21 protein-coding genes and 1 pseudogene are annotated in these 24,077 nt (G+C 45.0%); 16 read left to right on the top strand and 6 right to left on the bottom strand.

The genetic code is table 11. The annotated features are described in order from the left end of the window. Nucleotides 1-341: 341 nt before the first annotated feature. Both Q5691_RS19885 and Q5691_RS19880 read right to left on the bottom strand, forming a co-directional pair. Complete coding sequence (locus Q5691_RS19885) at nt 342-2,381, bottom strand: abortive infection protein (protein WP_333346523.1); 2,040 nt, start codon at nt 2,379-2,381, stop codon at nt 342-344. A 44-nt stretch (nt 2,382-2,425) separates the two neighbouring features. Further along, nucleotides 2,426-3,097, bottom strand: coding sequence for a hypothetical protein (locus Q5691_RS19880; protein WP_333108427.1), 672 nt, complete (start codon nt 3,095-3,097; stop codon nt 2,426-2,428). A gap of 240 nt (nt 3,098-3,337) precedes the next feature. On the opposite strand from Q5691_RS19880, the gene Q5691_RS19875 reads away from it, so the two are divergent. Further along, on the top strand, nt 3,338-4,273 hold the full coding sequence (locus tag Q5691_RS19875; protein WP_333346520.1) for an OmpA family protein: 936 nt from the start codon (nt 3,338-3,340) through the stop codon (nt 4,271-4,273). A 304-nt stretch (nt 4,274-4,577) separates the two neighbouring features. On the opposite strand, the gene Q5691_RS19870 is transcribed toward Q5691_RS19875, so the two are convergent. Continuing rightward, nucleotides 4,578-5,687, bottom strand: coding sequence for an AI-2E family transporter (locus tag Q5691_RS19870; RefSeq protein WP_333346517.1), 1,110 nt, complete (start codon nt 5,685-5,687; stop codon nt 4,578-4,580). Between the two features lie 146 nt (nt 5,688-5,833). On the opposite strand from Q5691_RS19870, the gene Q5691_RS19865 reads away from it, so the two are divergent. From Q5691_RS19865 to Q5691_RS19855, 3 genes are read left to right on the top strand one after another with little or no spacing between them, the layout of a single operon-like run. Next, nucleotides 5,834-6,790, top strand: coding sequence for an alpha/beta fold hydrolase (locus tag Q5691_RS19865; protein WP_333346514.1), 957 nt, complete (start codon nt 5,834-5,836; stop codon nt 6,788-6,790). Nucleotides 6,791-6,844: 54 nt separating this feature from the next. Continuing rightward, nucleotides 6,845-7,075, top strand: coding sequence for a DUF433 domain-containing protein (locus tag Q5691_RS19860; protein ID WP_333030184.1), 231 nt, complete (start codon nt 6,845-6,847; stop codon nt 7,073-7,075). 11 nt (nt 7,076-7,086) lie between these two features. Then, nucleotides 7,087-7,419, top strand: coding sequence for a DUF5615 family PIN-like protein (locus Q5691_RS19855; protein WP_333213998.1), 333 nt, complete (start codon nt 7,087-7,089; stop codon nt 7,417-7,419). 94 nt (nt 7,420-7,513) lie between these two features. Here the strand turns inward: Q5691_RS19855 and cysS are convergent, their stop codons facing one another. Continuing rightward, the gene (cysS, locus tag Q5691_RS19850; protein WP_333214000.1) at nt 7,514-9,052 is read right to left on the bottom strand and encodes a cysteine--tRNA ligase; all 1,539 of its coding nucleotides are present in this window, start codon (nt 9,050-9,052) and stop codon (nt 7,514-7,516) included. A 71-nt stretch (nt 9,053-9,123) separates the two neighbouring features. Beyond that, a pseudogene (locus tag Q5691_RS19845) lies at nt 9,124-9,288 on the bottom strand (Uma2 family endonuclease); the annotation flags it as partial. A 333-nt stretch (nt 9,289-9,621) separates the two neighbouring features. Here Q5691_RS19845 and Q5691_RS19840 point away from each other — a divergent pair. The 3 genes from Q5691_RS19840 to Q5691_RS19830 all read left to right on the top strand — a co-directional run bounded on the left by Q5691_RS19840 (nt 9,622) and on the right by Q5691_RS19830 (nt 14,348). Continuing rightward, entirely contained in the window at nt 9,622-11,136 is a 1,515-nt protein-coding gene (locus Q5691_RS19840) for an efflux RND transporter periplasmic adaptor subunit (protein ID WP_333214564.1), read from the top strand. Nucleotides 11,137-11,209: 73 nt separating this feature from the next. Next, nucleotides 11,210-12,385 (top strand): ABC transporter permease, encoded by a 1,176-nt coding sequence (locus Q5691_RS19835; protein ID WP_333346509.1) that lies wholly within the window; start codon nt 11,210-11,212, stop codon nt 12,383-12,385. A gap of 334 nt (nt 12,386-12,719) precedes the next feature. Further along, nucleotides 12,720-14,348, top strand: coding sequence for a TolC family protein (locus Q5691_RS19830; protein WP_333346506.1), 1,629 nt, complete (start codon nt 12,720-12,722; stop codon nt 14,346-14,348). 154 nt (nt 14,349-14,502) lie between these two features. Here the strand turns inward: Q5691_RS19830 and Q5691_RS19825 are convergent, their stop codons facing one another. Continuing rightward, entirely contained in the window at nt 14,503-14,703 is a 201-nt protein-coding gene (locus Q5691_RS19825; RefSeq protein ID WP_333214570.1) for a hypothetical protein, read from the bottom strand. 523 nt (nt 14,704-15,226) lie between these two features. Here Q5691_RS19825 and Q5691_RS19820 point away from each other — a divergent pair. The 9 genes from Q5691_RS19820 to Q5691_RS19780 all read left to right on the top strand — a co-directional run bounded on the left by Q5691_RS19820 (nt 15,227) and on the right by Q5691_RS19780 (nt 23,857). After that, entirely contained in the window at nt 15,227-16,591 is a 1,365-nt protein-coding gene (locus Q5691_RS19820) for a DUF4912 domain-containing protein (RefSeq protein ID WP_333214572.1), read from the top strand. Nucleotides 16,592-17,396: 805 nt separating this feature from the next. Continuing rightward, a complete protein-coding gene (locus tag Q5691_RS19815) occupies nt 17,397-18,713 on the top strand; it encodes an ABC transporter substrate-binding protein (RefSeq protein WP_333309612.1) in 1,317 nt (438 codons plus the stop codon). A 204-nt stretch (nt 18,714-18,917) separates the two neighbouring features. Then, nucleotides 18,918-19,826, top strand: a complete 909-nt coding sequence (locus tag Q5691_RS19810) for a sugar ABC transporter permease (RefSeq protein WP_333309609.1) — start codon at nt 18,918-18,920, stop codon at nt 19,824-19,826. 71 nt (nt 19,827-19,897) lie between these two features. Then, a complete protein-coding gene (locus tag Q5691_RS19805) occupies nt 19,898-20,761 on the top strand; it encodes a carbohydrate ABC transporter permease (RefSeq protein WP_333214578.1) in 864 nt (287 codons plus the stop codon). Nucleotides 20,762-20,906: 145 nt separating this feature from the next. Next, entirely contained in the window at nt 20,907-21,989 is a 1,083-nt protein-coding gene (locus tag Q5691_RS19800) for an ABC transporter ATP-binding protein (RefSeq protein ID WP_333214580.1), read from the top strand. 333 nt (nt 21,990-22,322) lie between these two features. After that, nucleotides 22,323-22,670 carry a hypothetical protein gene (locus Q5691_RS19795; RefSeq protein WP_333214581.1) on the top strand — a complete coding sequence of 116 codons (348 nt, stop codon included), beginning with the start codon at nt 22,323-22,325 and terminating at the stop codon, nt 22,668-22,670. 378 nt (nt 22,671-23,048) lie between these two features. Further along, nucleotides 23,049-23,240, top strand: coding sequence for a hypothetical protein (locus tag Q5691_RS19790; RefSeq protein ID WP_333214583.1), 192 nt, complete (start codon nt 23,049-23,051; stop codon nt 23,238-23,240). Nucleotides 23,241-23,261: 21 nt separating this feature from the next. Continuing rightward, nucleotides 23,262-23,354: a hypothetical protein gene (locus tag Q5691_RS19785; RefSeq protein ID WP_333214612.1), complete on the top strand. Its 93-nt coding sequence runs from the start codon at nt 23,262-23,264 to the stop codon at nt 23,352-23,354. A 299-nt stretch (nt 23,355-23,653) separates the two neighbouring features. Then, nucleotides 23,654-23,857: a hypothetical protein gene (locus Q5691_RS19780; protein WP_333214584.1), complete on the top strand. Its 204-nt coding sequence runs from the start codon at nt 23,654-23,656 to the stop codon at nt 23,855-23,857. The last annotated feature ends 220 nt before the right edge of the window (nt 23,858-24,077 follow it).

Below are 24,077 nucleotides of genomic sequence, written 5' to 3'. Positions count from 1 at the left end.
ATCGGAATGATGAAACCGCAGAGGACACAGAGGATACAGAGAAAGGGAAGAGAGAGATGAATAATTCCGATGCCAACGGATTTGATATTAAAGGCTCCCTCAATCTCTTAGTCGGCGGAGGCAGACTTGGTTTTTCTAGTAGCGACTTCATATCCTTTCCGGTTGCATCGGTATTGTTCAAATGTCCAAACAGTCAGTTGTCATATCAATTCCGGTTGTATCGGAATGATGAAACCGCAGAGGACACAGAGGATACAGAGAAAGGGAAGAGAGAGATGAATAATTCCGATGCCAACGGATTTGATATCAATCGCCGAATCATCTACAAACCGATTGCTGATTCAAAACCCTGTCGGTGCGATAGGCTCAATGTCTGGGTCAAATCCTCCGACTTGATTGGTGCGAATTATCCACAAAAATGCTCCTTGTTTTAATAAAACTTTCGCGATTTCATCTTGGGTGCGCCTCGGCAACATTGTTCGGTAACTAATAGCAGCTTTTATCAGGTTTGCTATACCAACAAAAAAGGTTTTTTTCAGTTCTGCATCAATCCCCGCCAATCTCGAATTTTTGCGCCAATCTGGACGGACAATTCCGAGGGGCATTAATACTTTTTCTAAACTTTCTCCTAAAGCTACTAACTGGTGAAATCTTTGGGTTTGTGCGTCGGTGGGATTGGTTTTCAGCCAGTCTTGAATCTGAGGATTTGACTCTATTTCGGAAGTGATTTTTTTAATTGTCGCGTAAATTGCCTGACTTGAATCTTGGACGCAAGAAGTTGCTGGCGTGACTAAACTTGCGCCGGTGCCGTCTCCGCTGCGGTAGCGGGCCATCATGATATCTAGTTGCTGGTTTAATTCGGTTAAAGGCGACAAGGTGATGCCGTCAAAATCGTAGTCGCAACACACGCAATCTAATTTACAGATGATATCGCAAACCGGGCGATCGCCCAACCAGCCGCGCTGTAAGTCTCCCATGTAGCTTTGCCATTTGCTGGAACCGGCAACAATTCCGTCGGGATTGTGGGCGTAAACTTGTTTGTATTCTATGTCAAAACGCAGTTCGCTGGTAAAGCGATCGCGCACTACTTTTGCTACTCCGAAAGCAAAATGTCCGGTGACAATTCCCAGCGGTGGCCGTTCGCCTTTTTTGCCGCCGATACCCCCGAAACTGTGAATCACTATCCCGATATCTCCTTCTTGCCAAGGAGAGATTGAAGCGTTTTCTGTAGCATCATTTGGGGTTAACAATACTCTTTTTGCTTGCCCTTTTTGGGCTGGTGTATTTTCCCAATTTTTGCTGCTTAAATAATCGAGAGATTTTTTGAGTCCGAAATGTGTTTCATCTGGGATTAATTGAGCAATTTTGCGGGGTTCGATTGCCTCCACTACAAACATACTGTCTTCGTCTCTTTCGCCGTAAATGTACCAGCCGTCTGGATTTAAGGGCGATTGTTCGATTAGGTGATTGGTAGACCTCGCTACGCCATTTTTGTCTGGCTGTACTTGGGGAATCCGAATGATTTCGGCGGCGCCGTCAAATTGTTGAGATGTTTTGTTGAAATGCCGGACAATGAATTTGTCGCTGTCGGGTTCTTTTCGCTGTAAAATTGAGACTAAGGCGCAAAAACGTCCGATAATTTGTACTGGTTCGCGATCGATTGTGAGTTCATGGCGATCGCTGCTGCTATAATTAATCGCAATCACGGGCCTGCGTAGCATCACAGTCACGCTGTCTTCGAGTCTGGTGCCTGCTAGAGTTTCTAAAGGGCCGACATTTCGCCAGCCGTTTAATCTATCTGGATGGATATTGCCAGATTTTTGACTTTTTTTAGTTTGTTGTGTGAAGTTTATATCTTGACTGACTGCGTGGACAAAAAACTGTACTTCGCGATTTGTACTCCATTTTAAAAATGCTGTTTTGCCAATAAAGTTTTTATATTTTTTGGGTGCACTTATTACTTCAAAAAACACTGAACCGTAGGGCTGGCGCTGTTCGTGTGATGGCAAAATTAAGCGCCCGTGCCAAAGAGCGATCGGCTTGTATAGATAGGCAACGGATGCTGAATTATCGCAAATTATCTCCGGCTGAAGCGCTGCTGAAATATCGCTTTTGCCTCCAAAAATAGTAGCAGTTAAATTCCCGTCACTTTCTACGAATCGGGGTTCTAAAAAAACCTTTTCAGGTTCGGAAATATTAGCGGTTGAATTGCCCGTTTTTCTGGTGAACGAGCGTATAAAAAAAGGGCGGTTTCCCTCCAATTTCGCTTGCAACCAATTAAGGAAAATCCGAATAAAAATAAAAGCTGTTAGACCGGAAATAACAGCCAGAACTATCAGCCCCAGGGTCAAAATGAATTGGTTAAAAGACTGACCTGACACTAGAAAAATTGTGGGCCATATCCAAGAAAATGCCGCCATAATATCTAAAAACGAGTTTTAGGTTCGATCCAGTCTGTGCTGGCTTGACTGCCGAAAACTAGGGGTTTGTCCTCGGTGACTGCTACCGTTTGGCCGGTCATATCAACTGCACAAAGAGGCCAAGATCGATCGCCCAAATTGCCTGCGCGGAACAGAACTTGTCCGGGACAAACTTGACTCCAACCCAACAATACAGCATGAGTGTAAAGACTGCGAGCGGGAGCAACGGTATAAGTGTAATTATCATTTTTGTCCCAAATGACACCGTAGTCGGACATATCGGAAGAGTTGAAAAGTGCTTCAAATTCGCGGGCGAGAATGCGGGAACCGTCTTGATTCCAAGAAACAGGCACTAAAATGGCGATCGTCCCCGACATATCTGTATCATCGCTAGCATACATCCCACTTTCGGCCAGTGGCGAAGCAGCCGCCACTGTTTGCAGTTCCCCGGTTTTGAGGTTTTCCACAAACATGACACTGCTAACCCGACACCGGGAGAATTCCGGCTGTACTTGCAACTCAATTCGACTGTAAGCTGCGTATTGGCCGTTAGTTGATACTAGGGATGGACTGCGATAGTAGCGCAGGCCTGTGCCGGCAGTAGAGCTCACTTTAGCATGAGTGGCACTAATCCATTCCCAAGGAACGGGATAAGGGCTATTTAAAGGGTCAGTCATCGGTTTTTTTTCCAAAAGTTTTACTGAATTATCCAACAGATTCAGGCTGGCACGCAACGGACTAGAAACCCGGTTTCTGCCTCGATGCTTGGCCACCAAACCCCAGATTTATAGAAACCGGGTTTCTTTTTGAGATTTTAGATTGGAGGACAAATCTCAAATCTTAAATCTCAAATTTGAAATCGGATAGGTAAGATAGTATCGAAATTAATCTGGTATGTACACCGAGAGGGATGAAATATGACGCGATCTTTTAACCAAAAACCTTCAATCCCCCCCACTCGTGTCTCCAAGTCGCGGGGAAAAGGTTTGCTTGTACTATCGCTGATTTTTCGACTGCTGCTGTTGGGGGTGGGTAGCGGTTTTGCGTGGGTTCTGGGGATCGCGATCGCTCAAATTTATCCGTCAGGCGCGACGGAGATGCCGCTGGCAGAGAGATTGCTGCGTGTAACTCAAAATTTGACCTCCAGCCCGAAACGCGCCCCAGCAACGCCAATTCCGGCACTCCCGCCACCAACCGCTACACCGACTCCCCAGTCAACAGTCAGTCCTGCCCAGAGAGAGAAATTGCAGTCGGATTTGAGACAGTTGCAGGGCGAACTCAACGCGCTGATTGGTCGCACGGCGGCTTTGGAGAGTCAGTTGGGCAGCAGCCGCCCGACGGAAACTTTGGAAAAGCGTTTGCAGTTGATGTCGCGGGAATTGGCGGGGCCGGAAACGGCGACAAGTCCTGTTCCTGCTTTGCCGGCGATCGGCAGCAGCCCGAGTCTGAACCCTGAAACGGTGAATACAGCCCCACAGAATGCCAATAATCCGGTGTTTGGGGGGGATGGGCTGATGGTGACTCTGCCCAGCGATGTTTTGTTTGATACTGGCAGCATTTCTTTGCGCGCGGGTACTAATGCGATTTTGGACAATTTGGTGGCGGAGTTGAGCAATCACGAGGGGGCAACTGTGCGGGTTGCGGGCCACACTGACGACGCGGGGGAAGCGGCGGATAATCGCAATGTGTCGTTTGCGCGGGCTCAGGCGGTGGTGCAGTATTTGTCGGGTGTACTCGGTCAGAAGTATCATTGGGTGGCGATCGGCTATGGGGAAAGTCGTCCTTCGGTAGACAATAGTTCGGATACTAATCGGCAGCGCAACCGCCGCATTGAAGTGGCAATTAATCCTTAGTTTTTAGTCATCAATCCTCAGTCATCAGTCATTAGACTTATTGCATAAATATTTTGAGTTAGAGGGGAACAGCAGAGGCAACGCAGAGACATTTCAAAATTGTTTGGGAAGGCTACAATTCAAGTCTAGTCTTTAGTTAATAGTGCGAGATTAAGATCGGGTGAGTGTTTTTTTTGCAACTTCTTAAGCTCGCACTCGACTTTCAAGCATATGATTCCGCTGCCCATAGAAACGATAGAAATTAAATTTTTCAATTCCCCTCTCCCTATTGCCCCATTTCCCCATCTTCCCATCTTCCCCGCTATCACGCCGAAGGTGTAAGAGGTGGCAAGTCAGAATTATTTTTAGCCTGATCTATTGCCTCTCGATGTTCGCTTCTAAGCTTCGGTTTTAAATACAAGTTCTCAATCAAAGCTGCCACTCCCGCAAACCAAGGTGGCACAATTACAGCTCCAATAATTCCTAATACTTGAACGCCTCCCAAGACAGACAACAATTGATATAAAGGATGCACCCCAACAGATGAACCAACCAGCAAAGGATCGAGTACGTAAGTCTCTAAATTCTGGATGATTACAAATAACAGTAATACCCACAAAAGTACCCAGCCACCTTTAGCTAATGCTACGATTAATGCTGGTACTGCTCCTAACACTGGGCCGATGAAGGGAATCAAGTTGGTAACACCTGCGATCGCTCCCAAGCCTAAAGCAAATTCCGGCATTCCCAAAATGCTCAAACCTGTGGTAATAAATATCCCTAAAATGCCCGAAACTAACACTCGCCCGCGAATATAACTCCCCATTCTTTGACCGATTGGCGCGGCTTGTGCAGCTAATCTTGCGTCCCACGGTTTTGGGAAAAACTGCACCAAACTTTTAATTAATGTGTCGCTGTCCGCAACCATGTAACCGGAAATAAATAATGCTAAAACTAGGCTGAAGAAACCGCCTAGAATGCCTCTCGTTAAACTGTACGATCGCAAAACCAGTTGTTGACTCGATCGAATCAGCCAATTAGTCAGCGATTGAGTGTCCACCAGACCCACCAAGGTTGGGGCATCGTCGCTCAAGCGACTCAAGACATTAGTTGCCACAGTTCGCAAACTTTCGACATAAACTGGTAACTGCCGCAGCAGTAACTCTATTTGTTCGATTACCGTGGGGCCGATTAACACTACCGTCCCGCTAAATCCGCCGATGAGAGTTAAATAAACCATAATCACCGCCAGCCACCGGGGAACCCGCATCGTTTGGGCCCAATTCACGATCGGGACGATCGAAGCAGCCAGCACAACTGATATCATCAGAATTACTAGCAGGCTCCGCAATTGCCACAGCAGCACTAGCAGCAAGGACGATGCTACAATTAGCAGCAAGTTAGGTAAAGAAATGGTAATCCGCTGTTCTGACATGATTAAGTAATCAAGGTTTGTATTGGCGCTTATGTCATCCCGCAGGGCGGGTTTATTTATATTCTCAGTTACCAAATATATGTCGGGTCAAACCCGCACCTACTCATATTATAATAAAAAGCAACATCGGTTCAAAAAAAAATAAGATGCAACCGCCATATTCAACCCAAGATTTCTCCACTATTTCGTCTATAAAATCACCCACGCTCTTTTACGAATGGCAAAATTATAGCTGTGCTTATGATGTTTATAAGCCAACTACTGCGACAGAAGATAGCATCCCTTTGTTATTAATTCATCCGATAGGAGTTGGTTTGTCAAGAATCTTTTGGCATAGATTTTGTGAGAGTTGGTACAAAGCAGGGAACAGTAATCCGATTTATAATCCAGACCTTTTGGGCTGCGGCGATTGCGAAATGCCCGCTGTGGCTTGCTATCCAGACGATTGGGCGGCACAGTTGCAGTATTTCTTGGAAACTGTAGTGAAAAAACCTGCGATCGTCCTCGTACAAGGTGCTTTACTATGTGTAGCCTTGGCTTTAGCAAAAATGCAGCAGGAAAGCGGCTCAAATTTAATTCGCGGGTTAGTTCTCGCCGGGCCTCCCGCTTGGGCGGTAATGAACAAACATTCGACAGAAAGACAGCAAAGGATTGTCTGGAACTTGTTAAATTCTCCCTTGGGAAATGCTTTTTACCGCTACGCCAGACGCGGTGAGTTTTTGGGTTCTTTTTCTGTGAAACAACTGTTTGGCGATGCCACACAAGTTGACAGCGAATGGTTGGATGCTTTGCAGGCTGGGGCGGCAAATCCTGACAGCCGTCACGCGGTTTTCTCGTTTTTAGCGGGGTTTTGGCGGCAGGATTATAGCGGTACGATTCAAAAGTTCGATCGACCCGCACTCGTTGTGATGGGAGAAAAAGCCTCAAGCATCAGTCAAGCGGGTAAAGAAGAGAAACCGGATGAAAGATTAGCGCAATATTTAGCGCATTTTCCCAATGCGGAAGGTTTATTAATGGCGGGGCGTAATGTTTTGCCCTATGAATCCACCGCAGAATTTGTCGCGGCTGTTGCGGAGTTTGTGAATAAGTTAAAGCAAATCTAACTTTTCCAAGACTAGGCTAAACTTACAGAAAAGTGTACTCAACTCGGTCTTGTCATGAGTTATCGCAAAATCATTACGATCGAACCAGGTAAACGCGGTGGAAAGCCTTGCATCAGGCGAATGCGAATTACCGTGTATGATGTGTTGGGTTGGCTAGCAGCGGGAATGTCTCACGCTGAGATTCTAGACGATTTTCCTGAGTTGACAGAGGAAGACATTAGAGCGTGTTTAGAATTCGCCGCTGACCGAGAACGCTGTCTGATTGCTGTTGTAGGTGGCACTTGAAACTGCTGTTTATGAAACTTCTGTTTGACCAAAACTTAAGCCGGAAACTGGTAGCTCGACTTGCAGATATTTTCCCTGACTCTAGTCATGTTCAGTTCCACAATCTGACGGAAATAGACGATAGCGAGATTTGGGAGTTTGCAAAGGCTCAAGGCTTTTGTATTGTAACGCAGGACGCGGACTTTGCTGAACGAAGCCGTCTTTACGGAGCACCTCCGAAAGTGATTTGGCTGCGATGCGGTAATGCACCGACCAGTAACGTGGAAGCAATTTTTCGGTCTGGAGTTGAAACAATTCAAGAATTTATTGGCAACATCGCATTAGATTGTCTTGAACTTTACTAATGGGAGTTTTTAACCGCAGATATTAGTAGATGAACACAGATGAACGCGGATGGAATTTCATCTGCGATCATCTGCGGTTAAAAAACTCTAAATTTCAACTCCGGTGCCAGATGGTTGTACCATCTTTTTGATCGATCAGAGTAATTCCCTTATCCTTAAGTTCGTTCCGAATTCTATCGCCCTCAGCAAAATCCCTCGCTTTCCGGGCATCTTTCCGCTGCTGAATCATCGCCTCAATCTCCGCATCACTCAAACCGTCAACAGCATCATTGCTATCACTTTCCGGCTGAACTTCTAAACCCAAAACCCCCGCCAAACTCACCAAAGTTACCCATTTTTGCTGCAACAAATCCGGTGAGGTTTCTGTTTTTCCCTGATGCACTAAAACATTGCCTTCTTTGGCCAATTCCTTAGCCAATTCAAACAAAACCGTCACAGCGCCGGGAGTATTGAAATCATTGTCCATCGCTGATTGGAATTCCTCCACAGCTTTGCTATACTGTCTAGTTTTCTCAACGTCCCAACTCAGTTGAGAACCGTATCGAAGGCCAAACAGCAAACCTTCATTGATGGTATTCCAGCCATTTCGAGCGCTAGCGATCGCCTCTTCGGTAAAATCAATTTGACTGCGGTACTGCGCCATCAACGCAAACAGCCTCACCGCCATCGGTTCCACCGCTTTTGACTTCTCGCTTCCTTCCTTCTTACTCCCCCCTTTACCAAGGGCGGGCTGGGGGGGGTTAGATTCCCAATCACCCGACCAATTCCCATCCAACAAATCGCGAATTGTAATAAAATTGTGCAAAGATTTCGACATCTTTTTGCCATTGACAGTCACAAAAGCATTGTGCATCCAATAATTAGCAAGTGACTTGCCCGTCGCGGCTTCAGATTGAGCAATTTCGTTTTCGTGGTGCGGAAAAGTTAAATCGGAACCGCCGCAGTGAATGTCAATAGTTTCGCCCAAGCAATCGCGCACCATAGCCGAACATTCGATGTGCCATCCGGGGCGACCTTTTCCCCAAGATGAATCCCAAGCCGGTTCACCTGGTTTAGCGCTTTTCCACAAGGCAAAATCAGAGGAATCTTGCTTTTTTTGAGCTTCTATTTCTGCGGTTTCCAATCTACCGCTAGCCCCGGCTTGCATTTCTTCCAACTTGCGGCCGGAAAGTTTTCCGTAATCGGGAAATTGCCTCACCTTGTAGTAAACGTCGCCGCCGGAAGCATAGGCATAACCTTTATTTTCTAATTCGTGAATCAGCCGTTTAATGCCGTCGATTGTATGGGTGGCGCGGGGATATTCATCAGCCTTGAGAATATTCAGCTTGGCCATATCTACGAAATAGGCCTCGATGAAGCGTTCCGCCACGGCTTCCATTGTGGAATTGGTTTCGCGGGCGCGGTTGAGAATTTTGTCGTCAATATCTGTAAAATTCTGCACGTAGCGCACATCGTATCCCCGCCACATCAGATAACGCCGCACCATGTCCCAAACAATGTAAGCGCGCGCATGGCCGACGTGGCAGTAATCGTATACCGTAACGCCGCAGCAGTACATCCGCACCTTTGGGGGTTCGAGGGGTTCAAAAGGTGATTCGCGACGGGTCAAGCTGTTGTAAAGCGTTAGGGGCATGGGATTTGAGATTTGGGATTGATGTACTGCTCTAATTTATTATATTGCGGTTGGTGAATCTTTCGGTGTTACTACCAAACATCTGTTAAATCTAAGACAAATCCCGGTAACACATCTTCCCCTGACAAAGTGTTGGGATTATCTAATATTTCCACATCCTGATTTTGTCTGTGTATTTCGACTTTCTTATTTTTGCGATCGGTTAACCATCCCAAAATGGCTCCATTTGCGATGTATAGCGGTTCTCAAGAAAGTGAAATACACGGGCTAGTTCGATTCCCCATGCTTTTAGACCCGATGCCCAATCCCCAAGAGCACCTCATGTTACTGAGAAAGGCTATATTCCCGCATTTTTTATTGCAATGGTTCCAGGTTGTCCGACTTAGAACGCAATACAGATTCATAAGAAATAGCGACCTTAGAAGGGAAGAGAGAAAGTAGTATGTCAACAGATGCTAGAATATGTCAGCCCCAAAGTTGCCATTTTTTTATCCAAACAGTAACCAAAACGGTTAAAGGGCGATCGCGCACGCTTAACAGTTATTTACAGTTTGTAGGGGGAGTTGACAGTGAAATATAAAGAAAAGAATAGTTTCAAAACAGGAGTCAAATGGCTACTGTGGTCTAGTTTTCTCACTCTAGGCATCGGCGGGGGCTTATTTGTCTACGGGTTATATCAAAATCGACCTCCAGAACCTATAGGAGTGCGCTTGATCCCCGTCAAACTTGGCGATATTGAAGATACGATTAATGAAAGCGGCACTATTGAATTGGCTGGTCAACAAACTCTTAAATCTCCCGTTGATGCTACTGTTGATGAAGTGTTAGTAAAAATCGGGCAAAATATCACATCTGGCCAGAACTTAATCACTCTTCGTAACCCCCAAAAACAAACAATTCTCAGCAAGCAAGAGTTGGTGATTCAAAAAGAAAAACTCACTCTAGAAAGCTTACGCCAAAAACTTGTCGCAGCCCAGGAAACGCTCAGTACCGCCCAAGAGAGAGTTCAAAATTATAAATCCGGGCAAAATAACGATTTATTAGAAATTAAAAAACAGGAAATTGCCTTAGCAAATAATCGCAAAAAAGTTGTTGACGCCGAGGTGGTTTTGGCTGCTGCTGATCTGAAACTTACCGAGCAAAAAGCCTTATTTGAAAGAGGTTATATTTCGAGAAATGACGTGCGATCCCAAGAAGACGAAGTTCGCAATGCTAAAGTCAGTTTACGAAACGCACAGTCTCAAATCAACACCGATATGCTCGAACTCAAAAGTCGGCAAATTCAGCGACAAGATAAAGAGCAAGAACTTCAGCAACAAGTGAGCGCTGCTCAGTCAGGAGTGCGACAAGCTCAGTTAGATGTTGCTACAAATAGCCCCAATCTCCAAAGCTCTCTGCTTGAGTACCGAGAAAAAGAACAGGAATTAAAAAACAATGTGGTGACTGCATCTATTGATGGCAAGGTACTTAATATTCAAGTTAAAAATGGCGACGGGGTGCTGCGAGGAACAGAGCTTTTGACATTAGGCGACCCTTCACAAGAACTGGTAAAACTACAGCTTTCTACGCTCAATGCTGCTAAAGTTAGACCCAATCAGTCCGTTCGCATCAGCATTATTGGTCCCAATTCTAATCAGTTTTCAGGAAGAGTAGAAAGCTTGTATATTCTTGCTCAAAGTGGTGATAGTAAAGGAAATGACGGCTCTAATCAAGGCAGTCAACCAACGGTCCCTGCAACAGTAAGACTCGATGCTCCAACCCGGACTTTGATTCCAGGGAGTCAAGTGAATGTGGAGATCATTTTGCAGCAGCGCCAGAAGGTAGTAGTTTTGAATACGGAGGCAATTGTGCGATCGGAGTCTAAGCCTTTTGTGTGGATTCGTAACAATCAAGGCAAAGCCCAGAAACGGTCAGTTACATTAGGTTTAGAAGGGTTAACTCAGGTGGAAGTAACTTCCGGTTTGCGGTCAGGTGACAGTGTTGTGATACCCCCTCCTGAACCTTCCTTAAAGCCAGGAACTCCTATTCAGGAAGAAAAAACAACTAAAAAGAAAGAAAAAACAGAGGGTGACGATATCGAATAAAAATTAAAGAGTAGGATAAAATTAGCTAATTTTATTAATGTCCGAAATCTTAATTTTTGATTTTTAATTACTTATGAGCCTTTCTCCTATTGACCTAATCCGCCTAACTTGCCTGTCCCTAAGTGGCAATCTTTTGCGTTCTGTCCTAACTACAGTTGGAGTTTTTATGGGTGTAGCTGCGGTCAGCGCAACGCTGCAAGTTGGCAACATTAGCCGCGCCGTGATTGCCAAGCAATTAGCTGAGAGAGAAGCCCCTCAAGTGCGAATCTTTATGTGGGGTGACACAAGCTTGAAATTAGAAGATATGGAATTTTTGCGGCAAAGGCTGAAAGGAATTCGGGCGATTAGCGCCGAAAATTGGTTTGGCTTTAATGACAATAAAGTTATATTTCAGGCGCAAAAAGCGGAACCTAATATGGTCGCGGTTTCTCAAGATAATTTATTGACATCGGGGCGGCGATTAATGACGGGGCGTTTTTTTTCCCCTAGTGATTTTGCTGACTATCGACCCGTAGTAGTAATCGATGAATGGCTGGGATCGCTACTTTTTACAGGTGACATGGAACCTGTAGGTCAGCGCATTTATGTTGACCGCAGACCTTATATTGTGATCGGCGTGATGGAGAGTAAGCAAGATTCTTCGGAAAAACCAACAGGTGAAATGTTGGTGTCGATGTCGGTTTACAAGGCTATAACAGGGAGCCAGAGAATTAACTCAATTTCGGTGCGCCCTTACAATCTCAAAGATATTAAAGGGATGGAAAAGCAGGCCAAAAAGGTTTTGAAGCAGCGCTTTCCCCAGGCAGAAATTTATGTTAGCAACAATGTTAAGAAAATTTTGGAGCAGCAGGAAACTCTGGAGCTCTCTTCGCGGGGACTATTGGCGGTGGGGGTAATTTCGCTGCTGGTGGGAGGTATTGGTATTGCTAATATTACGATCGCGGCGGTGATGGAACGTACCCCCGAAATTGGTTTGAGACGTGCGATCGGGGCTACTCAGAGAGATATAATGTTGCAGTTTATTCTAGAAGCAGTAATTCTGAGTTTAGCGGGGGGAATTGCTGCTATTGTGACGGTACACGGGTTAACAGTGGTGGTAGCGGATGTTTTTAAGTTGCCTTATAAATTTGACAGCAACACAGCAGCTTTGGCTCTAGGATCGGCATTAGCGGTGGGTGTAGGAGCGGGATTTTTCCCGGCTCTGCGAGCTAGTCAACTCGATCCTGTTAAAGCGCTGCGTCAAGGGTAGTCATCCCGTAGGAAATCGCCATAAAATTACTTGCAGGAATAACTGAGTTAGCATGACTGAGCAACCGCACGAAGATTATCTCCCAAATAGCGATTCCCCTGCTCGCTACGATATTCCTTGGATATTTCGTTTTAGCCTCGTTATGCTTGCAACCTGTGGGCTATTGGCGATATTTGTTGTAGCTTTTAAGTCTAGTTCAACCGTAAAAACTGATGTTAGCTCTAAATCGGTGATCGCGCGCAAAATTTTGCCAGTTCCCACTGAAAAACATCTCCCACACATCCAAAATCTACCGCAAAATCAGGCGCTCATTAAGCCCCCAAATCAGAGAAAAATGCTAACTACAAACCAGAGAATAGTTATTCCTCAATTTCCCGACGAAAATCCAACAAGTAAAATCAAACACTCACCCATTCCCCATTCCCAATCCCCACTTCCAAATTCCCAAGTATTAACAACTTCTACTCAAAAAAAAACTGTTCAACCAGAATCAATAGTTATTGCTGAAGCTCCACCGAATCCAGAAATAACAGCAGAACCAATACCTAAAAATAGCCAAAATCTAACTATTCGACAGCAATCTATAGCGGATGAATTAGGGGTTGAACTAACACTACCAGAAGTTGTGTTTTTAGGCTTAGAAAACAACAGAGATATCAAAAATAAATATCTAGAACGCATCGCCCAAAAACAAGATTTATCCGTAGCAGAAGGTTTATTTGTCCCTAGTTTTACACCGAAACTGTCCGTTTCATCAATTCGTTGGAGGAATGGGGGAAGACTCACCACTACTGGCGAAGTCGATTTATCTGCCCAGGTGAGTGTCAAAATTCCCACAGGAGGAAATATAAGTTTTGTTTGGAGTAGTGAACAAGGACCAGATGCGAATGGTTTTGGCATTAATAGTGAAGGTTCTTTAAGTCAAAATCTAACGTTAAATTTTACCCAACCTCTGTTAAGGGGAGCTGGAGTTGCTGTCAACCGAGCACCAATTGAGATTGCTCGCCTGAGTGAAAAAAGAAATATTCTGAGTTTGAAATCGAAGCTAATTGAGATAATTACTGAAGTAATTTTAACCTATAGAGAGTTGATTAAGGCTCAGGAACAAGTTAAAATTTCACAAAGTTCTCTGGAAATTGCCCGTCAAGAATTGCAGACTAATCAGGTTTTGATTGAGGCAGGAAGGCTAGCAAGAGTTGATATTTTTACAAGTGAAAAAGCTGTGGCAGATCGGGAAGTGACAGTATTAGCTAGTGAGGAGCAACTGAAGAAGGCAAGATTAGCACTGCTGCAAGTTCTAGACCTCGATCGCAATCTTAATATAATAGCAAGAGAATCTGCTGCTGTACAGACTAACCCTCTGGATTTTGATAATGTTTTACCATTAGCTCTGTCAAATAGTCCTGATTATTTACAAGTACAGCTTGACCGGGAAATCGCTAAATATAACTTGCTCGTAGCGGAAAATAATCGAAAATGGAAATTGGATGTAAATGCAAGTATTAATAATAATGCTACCAATCTTTCAGACAGCAGCTCGGATTTGAGAGCGGGACTGGTTTTGACTCGCGATTTTGGAAATAGAGGAATTGAGCGAGATTTTCAGAATAGTCGTGTTAAGCTATTACAAGCTGAGAATATGTTAAAGGAGTCCAATCAAAAACTGGAAGTTGAGGTCAGAAATGCAATTCGAGATATAAATTTGAATCTTAAGCAAGTAGAACTAGCTCAAAGGTCAAGGGAGTTAGCGCAAAAGCAATTAGAAATAGAGCGAGACAAAAGAACATTGGGAGTGGGAACTTCTCGGAGTATCGATATTGTGACTTTTCAGAAGGATTTAATAGAGGCTAGAAATGCAGAACTTAATGCGAGGATTGCCTATTTTAATGCTTTGACAAATCTTGATAAAATAATAGGTACTACTTTGGAGACTTGGCAGGTGAGGATTGAAAATGAACAATGATGTTAGTTAGTTGTTATCGGATTGAATGAGACTTGTCAGTAATTCCCACCAGCCTCCATCGGATTGGGATCCGTAGAATCAGCCGTCAAGCAGATAGGTACAAAACTAAACATTTCATTCTTCACAGTAGAAATCTGAAAGTGTTTCTCAAATGTTACAACTGCGTTGTGCCTACTTGAATGGTTAATTTGCAGTCTAATATTTTTGCAAAATCGGGATGCTCCCGCGAAGCCTTCTTGTTAGAAGGATTATATAGAAAGTCTTCCACTTTGTCATATTCGCAAAGACATATCCATTCTAAACGATCGCCCCCACCCTCCAAACCCATCAAAAGCCCCCTATCCCAATATGTCATCAAATCCTGATATTGGCTTCAACACCGATCCCCTAAACCTCGTCAATGTCAAGATTCCCTGACATATTGATCCCCAAAATCACGAAAATGCGTATAAGTACCCAGGATTGAGGCAAAAGACCCCTTGACCCGATCGCAACTTGTCTGCAACATTAAGTCATGACAAAGCGATCCCAAAGAAATGCTTCGATTAAGCAGCACTGGGAGTCGAAATAGCGCGTGTGCTGCCAGCACAGCGTTGCTAGCAGCACCGATCGCACTTACAAAATCGATCTTGTCAATCAAGAATCGACAGATAAAGCTTTATTTAGATCGAACGGTGCGCGCAGAAGCCAATAAGTCCAAACCCCCGATCGCATGGGGGAAAAGACAAGCTAAAAACAAGCAAGGCTTCAAAGGTTGGAGAGATTTGGAAGCTCGATAATATGTGGATTTAAAAGAGTTTCTAACTCAAAAAGTCAACACAATTGTGTTGAAAGAAAAAAATCTAACCCGCCATCCCAAATTAGTGGAGAACGAACTCATGGCAAAAGAACGCCCACCATTAGAAGAGATGACTTTGCGACAACTCCGCAGAGTTGCTAGCGAATGTGGAGTCTCTCGCTACAGCCGGATGCGGAAATCGCAACTCCTGGCATCAATTCAAGAGATTCAGCGCACCAAATTTTCCTACAGCCCATCTCGCAAACTAGAGGCACAAGAAGCAGTGGAAGCAGCAAAGTTTGAACTAGGTCAAGAAGATAGAACAGGCGGTTCTTTGTCGTCTGTAGATGAAGGTTTAGCAGATTTGCCCAACGGCTACGGCGAAAGCCGGGTGGTGTTAATGCCCCGCGACCCAGAATGGGCCTACACTTACTGGGACATTCCCAACGATCGCAAAGAAGAGTTGCGTCGCCAAGGAGGACAGCAACTAGCCCTGCGGATCTACGACGTTACAGATGTTAACCTCGACATTCAAAGCCCGCACAGCATTCAAGAATATCCCTGCGACGAACTGGCGCGGGAATGGTACGTGCCAATCCCCGTGAGCGATCGGGACTACGCGATCGACATCGGCTACCGCTGTGCAGATGGCCGCTGGCTGGTATTAGCTCGATCGGCAGAAGTCCGCGTTCCTCCCGTCTATCCCAGCGACTGGATTGAAGACCAATTCATCACCCTCGACTGGGAAGAAGACTTGCAAGGCAAAACCTTCGCCGAACTGGTTCCTCCGGCCAAGAAACTCGCACAAGCAGCCAATGGCTTCGGTTACAGCACCGAAAACGCTATCTACGAACAAATCTTCGGCATGGCAGAATCTGCCGAATCCCTGCGCGTAGCCGGTTCTATTTTCGGTTCCATGCAGCACGTCGCCGGTTCCGTCCAGCAAGTCGGCATCCACGAACAAGCTCTCAGTTCCTATGTGTTCCCCTCCGGCGTCGGAATGTGGGCGGCTCCCACCATGTCTGGCCTCACCGCGTCGGGTGTCGGTATGTCCGGCCTCACCGCGTCGGGTGTCGGTATGTCCGGCCTCACCATGTCGGGTGTCGGTATGTCCGGCCTCACCATGTCCGGTTTCGGTATGTCCGGTGTCGGTATGTCGGGAGTTGGCTTCGCCGCCCCGATGCGCCCCCGCCAGTTCTGGTTAGTTGCTGATGCCGAACTGATCGTTTACGGCGCCACCGAACCCGACGCTACCGTCTACGTAGGCGGACAGCCGATTAAACTCAATCCGGACGGCACTTTCCGCTTCCAGATGTCCTTCCAAGACGGCTTAATCGACTATCCGATTTTTGCAGTAGCCGCAGATGGCGAACAAAACCGCGCCATCCACTTGAAATTCAACCGCGAAACCCCAGAACGGCGCACCAATACCAAGGAAGATGCTGTTGTAGAATGGTTGGGCTAATCGCTCGCGGTCGATCGAGAAACAGGCAATAGTGCAGGTTTGTGCCAATTTTTTAACCATCACAAGGCATAGCCTCAGCCGATCGTGATTTGTTAAGGTTAATCCCAGACAACAACCCATAACACCCCCTATACACCGTTCTCCTGTTTTGAGGAGCGGTGTTTTTTGTATTTAGAAGGAAGAAGGAAGTTCGGCAGCGGATTCTGTAACGGATGTAACGGATATAACGGAGCCACGGAAGGAGGAAGAAGGAAGAAGGAATAGGGAATAAGCTATTACGCATTTAAATTGGAAATTCGGGACAGGCTAGAAGCCCGTCCCACAAAATTTTTATTGATTTTTGACACACAATTTAAATGTTGAACAGCTTAAGGAAGAAGGAATAGGGAAGAAGTTGCAATCAACCGTTTATGTTTGTGCGATTAAGAACGTCCTAATCATCTTGGCGGTTGCTATATAAAACCCGGTTGCTGGGTGTCAAAAGTGTGTAATACAAAATCCGGCTTTAATACCCCGTTGATTCTTTAGTCTCAAGCGAGAGGGATAAAAATTTGACTCTTGAGCTGTTTCAACCGCCGACTTTTATCAAGTCAGACAATTCTCTCAATATCTATCTGTAGATAGATGTTTACTTAAATCCCATTCTAGCTAGTGAAATAAAAATTTGCACTCTTCACTCAAGCATTATTAAGTAAGCTAAAGTTTACTTAAATTTTTATTGCACAAACTCGGTAAATCCAGCGAAACAAAAGAAAGCGAGTTATGAGAGAAAGAAGGCGATCGCACCGCCATTTCTCAAAAGCAAATGCAAAAAATAAATTCCCCGCAGCAACGAAGCCAGAAGCGTCCCCGTCTTTTAGCCTTATTCGTTGTCACATTAGCCACCGTCTTGCTTTTATTTATTCTGCCGGCACTGACTCAACAGCCAGTCGTGCTCACCATGTTAATGCAAGGTCAAGACCTTGTTAACTGGAAACCCTTTGTCAAAGAATTTGAACAGAAAAACCCCAAGATTCGCATCAACCTCATAGAAGGGCCTTTTGACAGCAACCTCATAGAAAATCTTTACACATCTGCCTTTCTTTTAGGCGAATCGCCCTACGACATCATCAACATGGATATTGTCTGGGTTCCCAAATTTGCAGCCGCAGGTTGGGTAAGGGATTTGACAGACAGAATTCCCCCCGAACAACTATCAAAATTCATCCAAGGTAACGTCGAAGGCGGGCGGTATCGGGGCAAACTTTACCGCATTCCCCATGCTTCCGATGCCGGAATGCTTTATTACCGCAAAGACATTTTAGAACAAGCGAAAATTCCAGCGCCGAAAACCTTTGAAGATATGGTAAAAATCTCTCACAACTTGCAGAAACAGGGAAAAGCAACTTGGGGTTATCTGTGGCAAGGTAAACAATACGAGGGAGTATCTGCGATGTTTGTCGAGGTACTCTCCGGTTTCGGCGGCTTTTGGGCTAACCCTGAAACTTTTGAAGTTGGGTTAGATAAACCGGAGGCAATTAAAGCAGTGGAATTTCTCAAAAATACGATCGCCTCTGGCATTTCTCCTCCGGGTGTCACCACCTACGGAGAAGAAGAAACCCGGCTTTTGTTTCAAAATGGCAAAGCACTGTTTTTACGAAACTGGCCGTATGTTTGGAAGCTGGCAAATGCCGAAGGATCGAATGTTAGAGGCAAAATTGCGATCGAGCCAATGCTCAGCAGTACCGGTAAAACAGGCGGTTCCTGCTTGGGCGGCTGGGGCTGGGGAATTGCCAAAACCTCAAAACATCCAGAACAAGCGTGGAAAGCAATTCAGTATCTTACCAGCGAGGAAACCCAACGCAAATTTATTTTACAAACCGGTTTAGTTCCCAGTTACAAATCCTTATTTACCAACAAAGAAATAGTAGCCAAATATCCCCACTACCCGCAACTGCTAAAAGTAGTGGAACGATCAGCTTTGCGCCCGCCCCTGGCACAATACGCTCAAGCTTCTGATATTTTGCAGCGTTATTTGAGTTCAGCTTTTACCGGGAGAATGAGTGCAGAACAAGCAATGAAAGCAGCAGCTAGCGAAACTCGCAATTTATTAGGCAGTTTGAAACAACCCCAAGCTTCCTAACTTCTAGCTTTCAGATCAATCCCCCCTAGCCCCCCTTAATAAGGGGGAGATTGGAACCTTCAAAGTATTTTTTAAAAAGGGAAGAATTGGAACGTTCAAAGTCCCCCTTATTAAGGGGGATTTAGGGGGATCGAGAGTCGGCTACAAGCGAGAGATACAAAGTCCATCTTATTATTAAGATCAAACGAGAAAAAGGTGAGCAATATGCAATTAGACAAGATGCGACAGCGCGAACAAAAAACCGGATGGATATTAGTAGCACCAGCTTTGATAATTCTGATGCTAGTATTTGCTTACCCAATATTGCGCGCTTTTTGGCTGAGTTTATTCACCCAAAACCTCGGTACAGAATTAAAACTGGTTTTTTCCGGTTTTGCTAATTACAGTCGAATGTTAGGCGACGGGCGTTTCTGGCAAACTTTAGGCAACACCACTGTATTTACTGTCGCCTCTGTTGTGCTGGAATTAATTCTCGGTATGGGCATTGCCTTAGTCTTAAATCAATCCTTCGCAGGGCGCGGCATTGTTCGCACAATCTCTCTGCTACCTTGGGCGCTGCCGACTGCATTGATGGGAGTAGCTTGGGCGTGGATTTTTAACGACCAATACGGCGTAATTAACGACATTTTGAGGCGTTTAGGATTGATTCAAAATAGCATTAGCTGGCTGGGAGATCCGACTTTGGCAATGATGGCAGTGATTACAGCAGATGTGTGGAAAACTACGCCCTTTGTCAGCTTGCTTTTGCTAGCAGGATTGCAGTCAATTCCCGGTGATTTGTACGAAGCACACGCGATTGACGGCGCGAGTAGCTGGCAGAGTTTCCGTCAAGTTACGGTTCCCCTGCTGATGCCCCAAATTGTGATTGCTTTGCTGTTTCGATTTGCCCAATCTTTCGGCATTTTTGACTTGATTCAGGTGATGACGGGAGGGGGGCCGGCGGGGGCAACAGAGACCGTTTCTATCTACATTTACAGCACGGTAATGAGGTATTTAGACTTTGGGTACGGGGCGGCTTTGGTGGTGTGTACTTTTTTGATGTTAGTGGCAGCAGTTGCGCTCGCCGCTTATTTGTTATCGAGAGCCCGCACCAATGCAGCCGGAGGAAACTAAGACGATGTTAAATTGGGGATTTTAGATTTGAGATAACCCACAGTTGCACATTTATTTGATTGGTATAAATTATGTCGATCGCCAGCGAACAACCTAGCAAAAAAAACTTTGACATCCGGCAATTAATCTTGCCAATTTCAGCGATATTAATCGTCGCATATTTTCTCGCACCCATTATCTGGCAAGTGCTAACTTCTTTTAAAGTAAATGCGGATATTTCAGCGATTCCAAACGTCTATATTCCCAAACGAATTACTTTCGAGCATTATCTGTCGCTGTTCCAGCGCCGCCCGTTTGCACTTTACATTTTAAATAGCGCTTTTGTTTCCATTACTTCAACATTACTGTGTTTAGCAGTAGGCGCTCCCGCAGCTTACGCTTTAGCCCGGTTGCGACTGTGGGGGGAGAGAATCATCCTGGCAACTGTGACGATTGTGACGCTATTTCCGGCGGTGCTGCTATTTTTGGGACTGCTGGAAATTGTCAAAGCTTTGGATTTAGGCAATAATTATTTAGCATTAATTATTCCTTACACCGCGATCAATTTGCCACTGACAATTTTGGTGATGCGAAGTTTCTTTCAACAGTTGCCAAAAGATTTGGAAGATGCCGCTAAAGTTGACGGATACAACACTTTTCAAATGCTGTGGCAAATCGTGCTACCGATGACATTTCCTGCGTTAGTCACAACTGGAATTTTGACATTTATTTCAGCTTGGAACGAGTTTATTTTTGCACTAACATTTATGACTCGCGAATCTCTGAAAACTATTCCTGTCGCCACGGCTCAACTCAGCGGGGTGTCAGTATTTGAGATTCCTTACGGCCCGATCGCCGCAGCTACCGTTTTGGGAACTTTGCCCTTGGTTTTGCTGGTTTTAGTATTCCAGCGGCGCATTGTTCAGGGTTTAACTGCGGGGGCGGTAAAAGGATAAATCGATTTTAGATTTTAGATTTTAGATTGAACTGGTTCCTGGGCTGTGCCTGGGAACGAGTCAAACAACACAGTCAACAGTCAACAGTCAACAGTCAACAGTCAACAGTCAACAGTCAACAGTCAACAGTCAACAGTTTAAAATCATGGCAAAATTGCAACTCAAAAACCTCAATAAAACCTACAGCCCTAAAGTAGTTCCCGTAAAAGACATTAGTTTGGATGTTAGCGAAGGGGAATTTCTGACTTTGCTGGGGCCGTCGGGGTGTGGCAAATCTACCACGCTGCGGTTAATTGCAGGGTTGGAACAGCCAACTAGGGGCGAGATTAGAATTGGCGATCGCAATGTCACTTATCTCAGGCCGGGCGATCGTGATATAGCAATGGTTTTTCAAAGTTACGCGCTGTATCCGCACATGACAGTATACGAAAATATGGCATCGAGTCTCAAACTTCGCAAAATCTCCTCCAGCGAAATCAATCGGTTAGTGACGGAAGTTGCAACATCCCTCGGATTGACGGAATTAATCGATCGCAAACCAGGAAAACTATCAGGCGGACAGCGGCAGCGAGTCGCCCTCGGCCGCGCATTAGTGCGCCAACCGGAAGTATTTTTGCTAGACGAACCTTTGAGCAATCTCGACGCATTATTGCGGGAAAAAGTTAGGGCCGAACTCAAACAATTATTTTCCTCCCAAAAAGCTCCTGTAGTGTACGTAACTCACGACCAAACCGAAGCAATGACGCTTTCTACCAAAGTCGCAGTTCTCAACAGCGGCAACGTCCAGCAACTAGACCCGCCACACTTAATTTATACTCGTCCGGCCAATCAGTTTGTAGCTGGTTTTGTGGGCAGCCCGCAAATGAATTTGCTCGTGCTTAAATGCCAGGGAAATTTTGCGATGTTGGGCGATTTTCGAGTTCGACTCCCAGATATGCCAACTGTGCCACCAGAAATTGTGTTGGGAATTCGCCCGGAACACGTCGGCTTTGCAGATGCAGAGGCCGGCAAGATGTCTGCCCCAGAGGCAATTAAAGGTGAGGTTTTTTTAGTGGAAAACTTGGGAATGCAAAATTTAGTTAGCGTCCGAGTTAAAGGTTTGGACTCAGTAACGGTGCGGGCTTTGTTGCCAAATGACCGCCACTGGAATTCCGAAATTGTAGAGCTGGTTTTTCCGCCTCAGTTGCTGCACTGGTTTGACGTGAAAACGGGCGATCGCTTGCAATAAGAATTTGCCCTGCAGAGCATGCTTGATTAAAAATTGTCTAACCATGTGTATAAAAATATGTTTTTTGCTTCTAACTAAGTTATGACTTTAGTTAGAGGTAGAAATATTTGGCGGCTGTTAACGTGATATTCATGTGTGAAAAAGCTAATTGGCTGACACATAGGTGGCGTATTTACCAGATTTTATCGCTAACCTATAACTCTATTTAGGTGGTTAATCGCAAGTTAAAGCTAAGTTGGCTTTACCTCGCATTAGCTGCTGATTTTGGAGCGAGTCAATTAGATGAAAGAACGTTGAAAATTATCACCAATTAACTTAGGGAGTATTACTGAAATGAATTTGATTTCCACAGCCATTGCTCGCATCAGTTCCCTGCTTAAGGGTTTTCAAATCAAGAGTTTTTTGAGTGTTGTCCTAGTCGGTTTTTTGCTCCTAACAACAAATGTTGATTCGGGAAGCAGTAACAAAGGTTTTGGCGCGCAAGCTAGCTCAAAATCCGAGCTCAACAATTCTGAAAGACCCCAAACAACGCGGGAATGGAGGCAAGAAGCTCGCGAAACATCAGACTCTCCCGGCGAACGAGCCCAGAAGATTGGCCAAGAGGCAGGAGCAGCCGTGAAAGAAATGGGGGAGATGTATCAAGACACTGCTAAGAGAAGTATCCGCGAATTAAAGGATTAGTAGCTCCACCTAAAAAAATATAACACTTTGAGAAACCTGATTGCTTTCGGGGCGCAGCCAAGAGTGCTGGCCCTTCCGGGTTTCTGAACACCTGAAAAGTTTGACGTTTAAATAAGTTGAGCTACTTAATACGGCAGACGGAATCAAGTAGGCGAGCATAAACAAACTAGAACAGATGCTCAAAAACCCGGTTTCACCTGAGAAACCGGGTTTTTGAGTTGAAAATTTTTTATCTTGTTAAATTAAATAAAATTCGGGTTAAAAAACCGTTGATCAGACTCGGTGGTTAAAACTGAGATATTGCAGGATTCTCAATCAGCATTTCAAGGGCACGCTAGAAAAAATGGCCCACAATATAGAATTTGTGCGTAATTCCTGATGAATAAATATATTAACAGTCTTTGCTTGACAGGCCTGCTGTTCATCCTGCCTGTTTGTCATGCGACAATTGCCCGCGCTCAACTTCCCGAAACTTCGGAGACTAATGCCAAGCAAACAAATCTCCTCAAAGATGAACTGTATTTTGGCTTAACAAAACCGGGATGCGAGACAATTGATGAATCAGAATAGCAGGAGTTTGTCAAGGCAGTTATTACCCCTCGCTTTCGAGAATGGCTAACCGTATTAGACGGCTCCGGGCAGTTTCTCAACAGCTCTGGAATTCTGATTAGAGATAAACTCTAAAATAAATAGTTATTTTAATTTATGAAAGTAGTCCGGCAAAGAATCAAGCTATTCATTAAATTATCGAAACTTACAAGTACACTTCCCAGCAGGAGTCAGTGTTGCAGGCAACCAGCGAAGTTAAGGTCTCTTTCTGATTCGGTCATCCAATCAGCATATTTATGATATTATTCGTGGTAATCAAGGTCATATCCTCAAAGATAAGTAGGGTGCGGGTGCAAGAAAAATCATAATTTGTGGGTATCGATCGCAGACTGCAAAAAATCGCTAGACAAACCTGCCCGGGAGAAAACAAAAACATGATGAACGACGGCAACCAAAAAGCTGAAGCGCCTGAAACCGAGGATGCACAAAATTTGTCCGGCATGGCGAAAGCTTTTCTTGTGAGCGTGGCTTGGTCTTACGCAGAGGCATTGGATCGCATGAAACGATCGCGAAATCCACAGGAACCCGCGCCGGAATCTCCGACAGAACAAGTCGAACCCGATCCTGAAAAAAATTAATGAAAGACTATTAATGCGCTCGATTTGCCAAACTATCTGGGGGTGCAATCGAACGCAATAGTCAATTAGCTGTTTTGAGTTAAGAACAATCTACTCAGAACAGCGAACTGTGCAGCTTAAGCCGGATTTGTATTGGATTTTACGGCTCTCCTGAACTTATGGTTATAAGTTTCTCTAATCAGAAAAGCAAGCTAATACGCGATTCCTAAAATTATTAAAA

It is taken from the genome of Microcoleus sp. w1-18aA5, assembly GCF_036701705.1.
Lineage (GTDB): Bacteria > Cyanobacteriota > Cyanobacteriia > Cyanobacteriales > Microcoleaceae > Microcoleus.
This window is presented reverse-complemented; position numbering and strand designations above follow the sequence as displayed.

Excerpts from the sequence above, each read along its gene's own strand:
- Q5691_RS19810 (WP_333309609.1), top strand. The coding sequence starts at position 18,918 with ATGCAATTAGACAAGATGCGACAGCGCGAACAAAAAACCGGATGGATA.
- Q5691_RS19790 (WP_333214583.1), top strand. The coding sequence starts at position 23,049 with ATGAATAAATATATTAACAGTCTTTGCTTGACAGGCCTGCTGTTCATC.
- Q5691_RS19875 (WP_333346520.1), top strand. The coding sequence starts at position 3,338 with ATGACGCGATCTTTTAACCAAAAACCTTCAATCCCCCCCACTCGTGTC.
- Q5691_RS19800 (WP_333214580.1), top strand. The coding sequence starts at position 20,907 with ATGGCAAAATTGCAACTCAAAAACCTCAATAAAACCTACAGCCCTAAA.
- Q5691_RS19870 (WP_333346517.1), bottom strand. The coding sequence starts at position 5,687 with ATGTCAGAACAGCGGATTACCATTTCTTTACCTAACTTGCTGCTAATT.
- Q5691_RS19825 (WP_333214570.1), bottom strand. The coding sequence starts at position 14,703 with ATGACATATTGGGATAGGGGGCTTTTGATGGGTTTGGAGGGTGGGGGC.
- Q5691_RS19805 (WP_333214578.1), top strand. The coding sequence starts at position 19,898 with ATGTCGATCGCCAGCGAACAACCTAGCAAAAAAAACTTTGACATCCGG.
- Q5691_RS19865 (WP_333346514.1), top strand. The coding sequence starts at position 5,834 with ATGCAACCGCCATATTCAACCCAAGATTTCTCCACTATTTCGTCTATA.
- Q5691_RS19880 (WP_333108427.1), bottom strand. The coding sequence starts at position 3,097 with ATGACTGACCCTTTAAATAGCCCTTATCCCGTTCCTTGGGAATGGATT.
- cysS (WP_333214000.1), bottom strand. The coding sequence starts at position 9,052 with ATGCCCCTAACGCTTTACAACAGCTTGACCCGTCGCGAATCACCTTTT.
- Q5691_RS19795 (WP_333214581.1), top strand. The coding sequence starts at position 22,323 with ATGAATTTGATTTCCACAGCCATTGCTCGCATCAGTTCCCTGCTTAAG.
- Q5691_RS19815 (WP_333309612.1), top strand. The coding sequence starts at position 17,397 with ATGCAAAAAATAAATTCCCCGCAGCAACGAAGCCAGAAGCGTCCCCGT.
- Q5691_RS19780 (WP_333214584.1), top strand. The coding sequence starts at position 23,654 with ATGATGAACGACGGCAACCAAAAAGCTGAAGCGCCTGAAACCGAGGAT.
- Q5691_RS19835 (WP_333346509.1), top strand. The coding sequence starts at position 11,210 with ATGAGCCTTTCTCCTATTGACCTAATCCGCCTAACTTGCCTGTCCCTA.
- Q5691_RS19820 (WP_333214572.1), top strand. The coding sequence starts at position 15,227 with ATGGCAAAAGAACGCCCACCATTAGAAGAGATGACTTTGCGACAACTC.
- Q5691_RS19830 (WP_333346506.1), top strand. The coding sequence starts at position 12,720 with ATGCTAACTACAAACCAGAGAATAGTTATTCCTCAATTTCCCGACGAA.
- Q5691_RS19860 (WP_333030184.1), top strand. The coding sequence starts at position 6,845 with ATGAGTTATCGCAAAATCATTACGATCGAACCAGGTAAACGCGGTGGA.
- Q5691_RS19855 (WP_333213998.1), top strand. The coding sequence starts at position 7,087 with ATGAAACTTCTGTTTGACCAAAACTTAAGCCGGAAACTGGTAGCTCGA.